This is a genomic window from Geobacter argillaceus (assembly GCF_007830735.1).
Taxonomy (GTDB): domain Bacteria; phylum Desulfobacterota; class Desulfuromonadia; order Geobacterales; family DSM-12255; genus Geomobilibacter; species Geomobilibacter argillaceus.
In genome coordinates, this window is the sequence record NZ_VLLN01000005.1 from 208,034 (window position 1) to 218,255 (window position 10,222).

The 10,222-nt window shown below is 51.9% G+C and carries 10 protein-coding genes; 2 read left to right on the plus strand and 8 right to left on the minus strand.

The annotated features are described in order from the left end of the window. Positions 1-4: 4 nt before the first annotated feature. From dndE to dndB, 4 genes are read right to left on the minus strand one after another with little or no spacing between them, the layout of a single operon-like run. Positions 5-370 (minus strand): DNA sulfur modification protein DndE, encoded by a 366-nt coding sequence (gene dndE, locus JN12_RS06275; protein ID WP_145019822.1) that lies wholly within the window; start codon positions 368-370, stop codon positions 5-7. Then, positions 367-2,343: a DNA sulfur modification protein DndD gene (gene dndD / locus JN12_RS06280; protein WP_145019825.1), complete on the minus strand. Its 1,977-nt coding sequence runs from the start codon at positions 2,341-2,343 to the stop codon at positions 367-369. Before dndD ends, dndE begins: the two co-directional genes overlap by 4 nt. Next, positions 2,340-3,998, minus strand: coding sequence for a DNA phosphorothioation system sulfurtransferase DndC (gene dndC / locus JN12_RS06285; protein WP_145019828.1), 1,659 nt, complete (start codon positions 3,996-3,998; stop codon positions 2,340-2,342). The genes dndD and dndC overlap by 4 nt, the downstream gene beginning before the upstream one ends. 24 nt (positions 3,999-4,022) lie before the next feature. Continuing rightward, the gene (gene dndB / locus JN12_RS06290) at positions 4,023-5,099 is read right to left on the minus strand and encodes a DNA sulfur modification protein DndB (protein WP_145019832.1); all 1,077 of its coding nucleotides are present in this window, start codon (positions 5,097-5,099) and stop codon (positions 4,023-4,025) included. A 122-nt stretch (positions 5,100-5,221) separates the two neighbouring features. Between dndB and dndA the strand changes: the two genes are divergently transcribed. Further along, positions 5,222-6,355 (plus strand): cysteine desulfurase DndA, encoded by a 1,134-nt coding sequence (gene dndA, locus JN12_RS06295; protein WP_145019835.1) that lies wholly within the window; start codon positions 5,222-5,224, stop codon positions 6,353-6,355. Positions 6,356-6,394: 39 nt separating this feature from the next. Here dndA and JN12_RS06300 read toward each other — a convergent pair whose 3' ends face one another. The 4 genes from JN12_RS06300 to JN12_RS06315 all read right to left on the minus strand — a co-directional run bounded on the left by JN12_RS06300 (position 6,395) and on the right by JN12_RS06315 (position 9,044). Beyond that, positions 6,395-6,775 (minus strand): HIT family protein, encoded by a 381-nt coding sequence (locus JN12_RS06300; protein ID WP_145019838.1) that lies wholly within the window; start codon positions 6,773-6,775, stop codon positions 6,395-6,397. A gap of 15 nt (positions 6,776-6,790) precedes the next feature. Beyond that, positions 6,791-7,255 carry a hypothetical protein gene (locus JN12_RS06305; protein WP_145019841.1) on the minus strand — a complete coding sequence of 155 codons (465 nt, stop codon included), beginning with the start codon at positions 7,253-7,255 and terminating at the stop codon, positions 6,791-6,793. A gap of 261 nt (positions 7,256-7,516) precedes the next feature. Further along, on the minus strand, positions 7,517-8,398 hold the full coding sequence (locus JN12_RS06310; RefSeq protein ID WP_145019844.1) for a nucleotidyl transferase AbiEii/AbiGii toxin family protein: 882 nt from the start codon (positions 8,396-8,398) through the stop codon (positions 7,517-7,519). Next, entirely contained in the window at positions 8,391-9,044 is a 654-nt protein-coding gene (locus JN12_RS06315; protein ID WP_145019847.1) for a type IV toxin-antitoxin system AbiEi family antitoxin domain-containing protein, read from the minus strand. Before JN12_RS06315 ends, JN12_RS06310 begins: the two co-directional genes overlap by 8 nt. Before the next feature lie 657 nt (positions 9,045-9,701). Between JN12_RS06315 and JN12_RS21200 the strand changes: the two genes are divergently transcribed. Continuing rightward, positions 9,702-9,989, plus strand: coding sequence for an Arm DNA-binding domain-containing protein (locus JN12_RS21200; RefSeq protein ID WP_145019850.1), 288 nt, complete (start codon positions 9,702-9,704; stop codon positions 9,987-9,989). Positions 9,990-10,222 lie beyond the last annotated feature (233 nt).

Below are 10,222 nucleotides of genomic sequence, written 5' to 3' on the forward strand. Positions count from 1 at the left end.
GGTGCTATTTGACTACTTCATTGATAGTTTTCACATTTTGCATTAATTGAATTCCTCGCTCAAGATGATTTCTAAAATTCTCTGCCACAGCTTCTTTTTGTCTAATATCAACGCCATCTCGGTTTGCACGCAATATAACCATAGCGGTAAGTTCATTGTGGATAGGTCCTGAAAATGTTTTCCAATCCATGTCGATTGAGCTGTCTCCAGACTTCTCCATCCTTGGTGGTGGGGTCGGATTTGCTAATGATCTACAAAGTGCGGCTCTACATATTTCATTCCAGTGCTCCAACCCTGTACGACGCTTGATCTTAATCAGAATCTCTTTGGATCGGGCGCTCACCCGTACATGCTCAACTGGTGGTCTCATATGTTGAAGTATCCTTGTGTAAGATTTGTTTGCCCCATTTCCTCGTTATGCTCAAGAAGATAGCTTCTGGTTATGAAGGGTTCTAGTTCCTTGTAATAAGCCCCAACAATCTCCTCATCTGTAGACAACAATAAAACCTGATGGGAAGCATTCGGGAAGTAGCGCTCTATCAGATGCTTACGGTGTGATGAATCGAGCCGCCCCAATGGGGTGTCAATAATCGTTGGCACAGGGCGACCGGAAGCACGAGCCAGACCCCAGAGTAGTGATGTTGCCAGCAGCTGTTTTTCACCAGCAGATAGACGGTCAAACGAGAGGACCTTTCCATCCTTGGTAGTAAGTGTGGCCTCGAATGTCTCAGGATTTATCTTTAGTCCACTTACCAACTCCTTCTTGCGGAGCAGCTTGCGGAAGGATTCCAGCATCAACGCTTCCATGTTCTCAGTGTGGCGCTTTACGATCTTCGTGCGGAATCGCCCAAGAGTCTCACGCACCCGAAGCGAGTGTTTCAGCATCCGCAGGCGGGCATCCTCAGAAAATTGGGAATTAACATCATTTTCTCCCATCTTCTCTAACCTGGCTTCCGCAATCAGTCGTTGCCGCTGTAACGCCTGACGACGCACTTTTGTCGCCTCAATTTCAGCCAGTTTAGCTTGATGGGCTTTTCTAGCTGCTTCTAGCTCGTGCTGTACTTCTGCAATCCGCTCGGCAGTCGGAACACGTTCCAGATCACCCTCCAAACGGGCAATTTTCTCGTCCAGAGTAGCAATTTGTGATGTTAAGTCACGCGCCTGTTGCTCTGCTGTTGGGAGTACAGTTCCGCGCAAATGGACTATCTGCGGGGCCAGAGTGTCATCTGCGTCGAGAATCAATGTTTCTTGAGCCAGTCCTGCCCTGCTTTTGCGATCTACTTCCAGGATTCTGACTATGGAGCGAAGCGGCTGTGCGCTGATCTTTTCCGCTTTCAAGGAGTCCAGCACCTCGGTGTCACGAGTCTCCAGAACCTCCAACAATACCCGAGCACGCTTTATTTCGGTTTCATGACGAACGACCTGCTCTACTTCGGCAAGCAGGTTTTCTACCAGAAGGAGCGGCAGCGGTCCGGCGACCAGCTCTCGGAATTGCGCCTCTGTTGCTGCTTTCCGGGCCTTCAGTGCGACTAGCTCATCTTCTAGCTCTTTGCGCCGTAAAAAAAGATCGCCACCTTCCTTACTGAATAATTCTTCTTTAGCATGCAACTCCTTTGCAAGCTGGTTTGATTCATTGGTGAGTGCACCCGACAACGAAGCGGCCTGTTCCTCCTCCCTGAAGATTTCAACGAACTCACTCCGCGCACTTGCTAGCTTCCTCGCTGCTTCGGGGTCGAGTCCTTCAGCTTTCTTGCGCCGTTCAAACACCTTGAGATCGTTTTCCAAGCGATCAACCAAATCAAGACCCAGCAGGGAGTGGATGGCAGTACCGAGAATCTCGGCAGCGTGGCCACCTTCGGCCAGCTCCTTAATCTGTTCGCCGTCGAAGAAGAAGAGATGGGCGATACTGCTGGGGAGATAGGCCTCGATGGCTTCATCCCAATGTTCGGTGGAAATATCATCGGGAAGGCCATCACGAAGGACCCTAACAGTTTCCTCGATTCCTTTAATCCCTTCACGCCAGCAACGTTGTAATTCGAAGTTTTTGCATTCACCTTCGATGACACGACGAAAGCGCACCGTGATGCCAGCCCCTTCGCCTGGATCTCCGCTACGGTGGATTGATTCCCGCAGGTACTCTTTATAGGCAAGCCTCCCCCGGTTGGAGATGCGCGCCTTTGGCCCATAGAAGGCCAGTTGAACAGCGTCGAGCAGGGTTGTTTTACCGCCGCCGTTCATACCGCCGAACAGGATGATCGGCTTACCCTCATCCGGAGTAAGGTGAGCTTCTTGCCGTCCACCGTACGCACCGTAGTTTTCCAGTATGATCGTATCCAGAATCATGCTTCAGCCTCCTGATCGCAGGCCAAAGGCTCCATGACAATCGAAACGAACTGCGGGCTATTCTTGGACAAGCGTTGTCGTTGATCGGCCATCCGCTGGGCGCGGGAGAGAGCATCTTGCTTATCGTCGTAGAAATGGCGGGTAAAGGTCTTCTCCAAGCGTTCGTGAAGTCCGGCACGACGGGAGGTTGTCCATTGTTGGCGGGTAATACTCAACAGTTCGCGGGTAAGCTCATAGTGCAGACGATCATTGCCGCAGAGTTCGGCAAGTATGCTCATTTCCTCCTCGCCGATCACCAGATTGTCATCCAGCGGTCGACCGGGGTAATCAGTGCCAGTTGCTTCCCGGAAGATGCGGGGCAGGGAGTCTTCCAGTTCGTGCTTATCTACCACCCAGATGCGACGAATCTCCTGTAACTCTTCCAGAGTTATGAGCTCTATCCCTTGAACTTCTGGCGGACCGTTTTTGCGAATATATGATTGAGCTACGAGCAGCTTTCTGAGCCACTCCTCGCGGGCGCTCTGAATGTAGGGTCCGGGAATGGGACGTCCTCCTGACATTACCTGAACTGAGCCACTCATGCGCCGAAAATCGCGGATGTCATAATCAGCATTTTCCGCGTATTCACCTTTATGATCCCTGCGGAAATCCAGAGCGTCACGGATATCCAGCAGCGGCATCATCCACTCTTTTTCTTCATCATTCTGAATCATGGCGGTCATGGACTTGTCCTTGTCCACCAAGGTGCAGACCCAGCAGCCAAAGCGAGAGTCACCGCAGCTCGGGGTTGAATCGTCAACAACCAGCGGACACTCGCCATCGGCAGAAGCCCCGGCATACATGCCGAGTAAATCCCTATTGTTATAGCCCCACGGGTTCCGGACCTGCATGAGATAGAACCAGACATCATCGTTGGTCCAATCCTCAATTGGTGAGTAGACGAGTGATCCAGGCATGCTGGAGTTGGGACTGAGTCGATCACGAACACGGCCTTTTTCATGTCGAGCCATGTTGGCTGCTCGGGCTGAACTCTCAGCTTTTCTAGTGCCAAGGACGAGAATGGCTTCGCCACTTGAAGAGACGATACTGTTAATGAAGGTGTTAGATGGCAAAATCTTCAAGCGGGCAGTGCACCAGCGGAATTTATGCCGGGGCGCGGGATATCCTTTGCCAATCAAGTTTACCCAAAAGGAATCTGCCAGAGCCGGTGTCAGGCGGCGAGGCTGTATGGGTAGCTGTTGATCGGTGGAAGATTGTTTCATGACAGCGAGCGAATTGGCCACCCACGCTGCTACGACCGGATTTTCCACCATGGTATCAGTGGAGATTGCATACACAGTCTTCCGGCGCTGCTCAGGTGGAAGCTCTGCAATGGCAGTCCAGACGAGTTGCAGGGTGGCGGTGGAATCCTTGCCGCCTGAATAGCCGATGATCCAGGGGACATCATCAGCAGTGTAGATGCTGCGAATTTCTTCCTGAAGCAGCTCGATGGTTGCCTGGAAGCCGAGTTCGTTGAAGGCCGACTTGCGAACCTTGGCAGTTGCGGGCGAAGAAGTGCTGTCAGAGACGGGGAGGGTGGCGTCGGTTACGACACAATCCAGTTGTAGAGAGCCACTTGTTGCAGGTACGCTTGTTTTCTTTTTTACAGTTTTCATGTACGCCTATCTAATTATCCTGAATTACTTGCGGAGGTGTGCTGTCTCGACCCGTTGTTCTTCTTCGTTGAGTGGAAGAGCTAAGGCTTTCTTGATGACATTAGTGGCTAGCACGACGTTAGTAGTGGATTTGGAGACTTTGCCACCAATTATGGCTCGGCCTTCCCAGATCTTGGCATTGTTCCGCGACCAATCGATCTTTTCCAAGGCTTTTAGCCGTTTCTTCCAATCGCTCGGCCGGCTGTGCAGCAGGGCATTTCCCGCCTTGCCGATTGCCTGGAGCGCAATCCCGTGGGAGTGGATAAAGCCTTCTCTAACCTCACTGGCAGGGAGCTTCCCCTCGCGTACTTGTCCCCACAGAGGGAAATGCTTTGCTGTTTCCTCCCAGAACGTACGGGCAAGATTCGCGTCTTCTACCAAGTTGCCGTTAGCTAAGCCATTTACCAGGTCGGCACAGGCATTGTAGAAAGCGGAGAGGGTAAAGAGTCTTCGGGAGCGAGGGGCGAGAGAGGATTTCTCCATATCCACCAGGTCACGGAAAATCTCTGATTTCATGATGACCAGCTTTGCCAACCGGGCCTTGTCATTGCGGTGATCGTACAGAAGACCCAACGACCGACTTGGACGGATGGCGTACCGGTTGAGGTCGGCAAACATCTGTTGACAGCGCTCAAGGCCGATATCTAGGAAAAAGACGACGGCGATCGTCTCGTGCTCCAGCTCAGGTCGCTGCTTCAACGCCTCGATAATGGCAGCACGACGGTGTTGGCCGTCGTTGATGATGAAGTGGGCATCCATGGGAACGCGGAGTAAGCCGAGCTTGTCCTGGCCGAGAAGTGGATCGAATGATACTTCTGAGTCAATTGACACCGTGAGCGCCGAGAAGACGTAATCGTCGGGGTTGTCGATAATGTAGTCGGCAATTTCGGGGATACGCGCCTTGTTGAGTGTTCGTTGAGCGCGCAGTTCCGGTGGCAACTCATCTTCATCAAAGATGGAAATCTGCCTCAGCATCCGTAGCGTCCACATGGCGACATAGTATTCACGGTGGGCCTGGAGACCGCGAATGACGGGGAAAGAGATGGTAGATTTGGTTTCCATGATCGATACCCTTATGGACAGTTTGGGCGCAATATGCTAAAAAGTTTTGTATGTTTTTTACATCTTGACGAAATGTTTGTCAAATAATTATTTCAATTAAACATACATCAACCGGAGGCGCCATGCTCCCGACGTACCTAGACTGCAACGCAACTACGCCATTAGATCCCGAAGTGCGGGAGATTTTGTTCCATTTCCTGGATACGGAATTCGGCAATGAGGGGAGTCGAACTCACGAGTACGGAGCCAGGGCAAAGCAGGCGGTGCAGAAGGCACGGGATATGGTGGCAGCAGTTGTTGCAGCCAAGCGTGACGAGGTGATCTTCACCAGCGGTGCGACTGAGAGCAACAACCTGGCTATCCTTGGGCTACGGACGGCAGGGATAGAGCAGGGAAAGCGGCACGTCATTACCACGGCAATTGAGCATAAGGCGGTTCTGGAGCCATGCGAGGCGCTGGAACGCGATGGTTTTGAGGTTACACGTCTTCCTGTCGGGGCAGGAGGTTTTGTTGATCCTGATGCGGTGCGGGATGCGTTACGCCCAGACACGCTACTGGTCTCGGTGATGCAGGTAAATAATGAAACCGGCGTACGACAGCCGCTCGAAGCCATTGCAAAGGTGTTGCACGGCCATCCTGCATATTTCCATACCGATGCGGCGCAAGGATTCGGCAAGGACCTTGGATCGCTCCGTAATCCTCGGATAGACCTGATCAGCATCAGTGGCCATAAGATTTACGCACCAAAAGGTGTCGGTGCCCTTGTTTTGAGGAAGAGAGGGTATGAGCGTCCTCCGCTCAGTCCCTTGGTTTATGGGGGAGGGCAGGAGCGAGGATTGCGTCCAGGGACGCTACCGGTGGCATTGATTGCGGCGCTTGGGATTGCAGCCGAGATTGCTGTCCGCGATAATGACAAGCGGCAGAAGAAGTGCCGGGAGTTTCGCGAAAAGGCACTGGAAGCGTTATCACCGCTCAGCCCAAGGTTGACCGGCGATCAGTCACTGGTCATTGATCATGTCCTCAACATCGCGTTCCCCGGACTAGATTCCGAAGCGCTTATTGTTGCCATAAAAGATCTCGTCGCTATCTCAAACGGGTCCGCCTGCACATCAAGCAGTTACACTCCGAGCCATGTGCTCAAAGCTATGGGAATGACCGACGACGAAGCCAATGCTTGCGTCCGCATTAGCTGGTGTCACATGACGCCTGAAGTTGATTGGGAGTCGGTGTCTACAAGAATTCGTTCGTTGAGTTGATCTGCGTGAAAGTTTGCCCCGTTCCCCACGCCACGCATCTTAGTATTTTTGTTTCTCAGGGATAACCCCCCGTACACCTCCTCGTGGGTCAGCAGTATCTGCCAGCCTTCGCGGTATCAAATGAATGTGCCCATGTGGTATCGTCTGCCCCGCAGCTATGCCACAATTCATTCCAATGTTAAATCCAATAACTGATGGATCGTTTCGTAAAATTTTTTCTTTCATTGCCAGCAATAACTTATCTGCATCCTGTCTTTCTACTTCTGACATCTGAAAATAATCACCAATATGACGTCTTGGTATTATTAATATATGCCCCTCTGTTACGGGATATTTGTCCTCTATAGCGTAAACAGAACCATGCTCTGCTACTAATTCTGCCTGAATCTTATCATTACAAAAAGGGCAACTGGATAACATAATTCATTCTCCCCTTTATTTCTGCTTTCCCTGATTTTTGCTGCTCTCATCGCCCCCAGCATTCTTTGTTTTCTCCATCTTTGCTTCCGAAGCACCGTAAGTTTTCTTGGCGTAGTAGGCGGAACCCTCTGAGGCGGCATGAAAGCTGACCAAGGCCGCAAATGCTAACAGAATTGAGAATAATATTACGAAGAAATATCCCCTACCTAATTGTTTGCATTGAAAATCTTTTATGTCCCGCAGAATACCCTGCATTACCAACCGTAGCCTGATGAGGACCAATATAAAAGTAATGTTTGCCCCTCCGGCTAGATACAAAAGGTACTTCTTCGCTTCTTCGGAAGTGTCTATTGAACCTACTCCAAACCACAACCCTCCGGTAAGGGTAATAACGATAATCGGAACCCGCCACATTATTTCGTTCAATGATCGAAAATCTTGGCAGTTTTGCTCAAATATAATCTTGTCCTTGTCAGGCATATTCCATACCTCCCTTATATACTACCATTGCGACATAATAAGTCATAAGCTGCTATTGTGGTCAAGGCGAATTCTCTCGGATACCATCGAAGGCATCCGGGAAGTTATTGGCCGTTACCGCAAGGACAAACGTGCGGCGCCGGTTCTGTTCGGGCGGAGGTAAGCCCAATGGAGGCGATCTGCAAGGTTGAAAAAGCACGGGTGTCACGATCGCACCAGACCGTCGCTACTATTCCCGCTGCGGGGGTGGTCGCGATGAAACTATCCTGCCGTTAACTCCACAACCTGGATCCGGCTGGCGACGTCGTGGAAGAATTCCTGCGACCAGAGAGCCAGCTGCTGCTGGTCCTTGACGAACGGTGCCACATCCCGGCGTGCCTGGTCAACGTCGAGATTGTCGATCAGGCTGCGCAGCAGTTCGCTGTAGGCATGTGCAGTCAACGGTTGATCGCCGCCCCAGTGGCCGGTCTGGTGCATCCTTTGTTCCAGGTGTGTCAGATTGAGCTGTGGGTGATTTGCGGCGTACCAGACGAAATCGTACCAGTCGCGCCCCTTGACCCGGTTCTTCCAGCGACGGCAGAGCAGGGCGTGCATCTTCCCGGCAAACAGGTCGGGGAGGGTGTAGACCCTCACGGCAAAGGGGATTGGCTGTAGCAGGTAACGGGTATGGGTGGCAAACCCCGGCGGCGGATCTGTATCGACCTCCAACTTCACCTTCAGCACTTGGCCAGCCGGGATCTGCCGGGCGATCTCCTCAGCTGTCTCGACGACCAGCAGCTCATTGCGGGTGTTCCCCTTCAGGAACGCCGACTGCACCGATGTTTCGACCGCCTTGTCGACCATCTCCACCCGGACGTTGAAGCCGAATGCCTGTAGCTCCTCTCCGAGGGATGCGGTGAACCTCCCGAGGTCGAAGTCGGGCTGCGGCGTCAGAAGGGAAAAGTCGAGGTCTTCGGAAAAGCGGTCCAGTCCGTACAGGATACGTAGGGCGGTACCGCCGTAAAAGGCAGCATGCTCGAAGAACTTGGCTCGCCAGAGGCCGAGCAGCGCCACCTCCTGGATGATCTCGCGCAGTGCTCGCACCGAATCGTCAACGCATCTGCCCTGGTATTTTGCCAGCATGCGGGCAACCGCCTCATGCATTGCGTCCCCCTTTGTTCAAGCGGCTGACCAGATCGGCCAGCAGTTTCACTCGACGTGAGCGGTAATGCTGGGCGATCTCTTCTAGTCGTGCGGGATCGAGCCCTTTGAGTGCCGCTTCATCGATGCGAAGACTGGACAGCAGGTAGTCGTGCAGTTCCCGTTGGGTGGTAATCCCGGCCCCTCTCTCGGCGACGATCCGGTCGGCAAGCGCCTTTTCCGGTATGGCGATCAGGAAGGAACGCCCCTCGTCCAGTTCGATCCGGTCCATGCCGGTCCGGAATGCCTCCATCGGGATCATCCGGTAGGAGAACGTGCCGACCGGTGTGTCGAATGTGCGTGACCGGCCAGGGGTAACCGAGGTGACCGTTTCAACCCGCTCGGGAATCAGACCATAATAGTGGAGGGCGTATTCCAGGGAGATGTACGACGGGCCGTAGATGAGGTTGGCGAGCAGCTCACGGCTGTACGGTTTTCGTCGCTGAGTTTCGCCGAACACGTACAGCCCTTTCTTGACGCGGATGATGGTCCCTTTGGCAAGCAGGCTGGAGATTTTTGCACGAGGATACGCATACCCCCTCACTGCGTCGAGCAGCGTCTGGTAGTCAAACTCTTCGTATCGGATGCTTGCAACGGTGTCAGTCGCCATCCTGTGCTCCTTGCTCCCGGATCTTCACCAACACTACTATACCAGATATTTGTGCTTAGTAAGTCGTTAATTTTTAGACATACAATGTCGTTTTATCGCAAATATCCGTTCGGTCAACAGAAAATCGCAAGTTTTATACTGATGAAATGAAAATTACTTGTTCTGTGATGGGATTGTGCCGACAGTAGACCCAGGAGGTGGCCAGTATTCCCGACACCTTCAACCTTGAGAGCACGAAGCGGTCGTGTAAACATAGATCTTGCCGGTTAATGGTTAGTTTCGGCTGGAATATGCAAATTGACAGAGGAAACGACCCAGGAGTACTGTTATCCTTTCCTGGCAGCTGTTAGCAGCTTCGCCGAATCGCCATTTAGCTTCAACTTTTGAGGGTATTTTTGAGGGTATACCGTATTTGGCGAGATATGTAATTCTATGTGTTCTAGTATCTTATAAGGCCAGTTTGGTGGCCTGCACCCCATTAAATAGTCCGGAGATGTCCGGACGCATACAAAAGGCTCTGATAAATCAGGGCCTTATCTTTTTGTGTTGTCCGATAATATCCGATTTGGTACGCTGGAATCCGATGTTTTTGATGGTATCCGTGATGGTATACCATCAAATAGTAAAGGCGGATACCATCAAAGCGGGGTAAAGCCAATGCCAAAGCGGATCCAGCCACTAACCCAATCCCAAGTTGACAAAAGCAAGCCTAAATTCAACCAATTCAAGCTCCATGACGGATTGGGTTTGTATTTGCTGGTGACACCGCAAAACAGCAAGCTGTGGAGATTTGATTATTATTTCAACAGAGTGCGAAAGACCATCTCGTTTGGTGCTTATCCTGAGATAACTCTGGACATGGCCAGGGAATCGAGAGCAGAAGCCCGACAACTGATATGTCTGTCAGTAGTCAATAAGGGAATAGTGTACCTTCCCTCGTTGTAAGGATTTTGTTGTTTTTATGTTTCCCAGGGCACAGGCAGAGACGGGATCCTGTGGCGACGTTTGATCATTCTGATATACGCGGGTTGGGTACCGCAAGACTTGGCTGCGTCGCGGAGCTGCCTCGCTCTAGGAACTGAAGTTCGGCAAATGCCTTATTCACATAGTTTCGTCGAGGGTTCTCCTGAACGTGATCGCGTCTCTGCCTCTGGCCTGGGATTTTTGTGGGTTTGAGT

Excerpts from the sequence above, each read along its gene's own strand:
- dndB (WP_145019832.1), bottom strand. The coding sequence starts at position 5,099 with ATGGAAACCAAATCTACCATCTCTTTCCCCGTCATTCGCGGTCTCCAG.
- dndA (WP_145019835.1), top strand. The coding sequence starts at position 5,222 with ATGCTCCCGACGTACCTAGACTGCAACGCAACTACGCCATTAGATCCC.
- JN12_RS06310 (WP_145019844.1), bottom strand. The coding sequence starts at position 8,398 with ATGCATGAGGCGGTTGCCCGCATGCTGGCAAAATACCAGGGCAGATGC.
- JN12_RS06315 (WP_145019847.1), bottom strand. The coding sequence starts at position 9,044 with ATGGCGACTGACACCGTTGCAAGCATCCGATACGAAGAGTTTGACTAC.
- dndD (WP_145019825.1), bottom strand. The coding sequence starts at position 2,343 with ATGATTCTGGATACGATCATACTGGAAAACTACGGTGCGTACGGTGGA.
- dndE (WP_145019822.1), bottom strand. The coding sequence starts at position 370 with ATGAGACCACCAGTTGAGCATGTACGGGTGAGCGCCCGATCCAAAGAG.
- JN12_RS06300 (WP_145019838.1), bottom strand. The coding sequence starts at position 6,775 with ATGTTATCCAGTTGCCCTTTTTGTAATGATAAGATTCAGGCAGAATTA.
- JN12_RS21200 (WP_145019850.1), top strand. The coding sequence starts at position 9,702 with ATGCCAAAGCGGATCCAGCCACTAACCCAATCCCAAGTTGACAAAAGC.
- dndC (WP_145019828.1), bottom strand. The coding sequence starts at position 3,998 with ATGAAAACTGTAAAAAAGAAAACAAGCGTACCTGCAACAAGTGGCTCT.
- JN12_RS06305 (WP_145019841.1), bottom strand. The coding sequence starts at position 7,255 with ATGCCTGACAAGGACAAGATTATATTTGAGCAAAACTGCCAAGATTTT.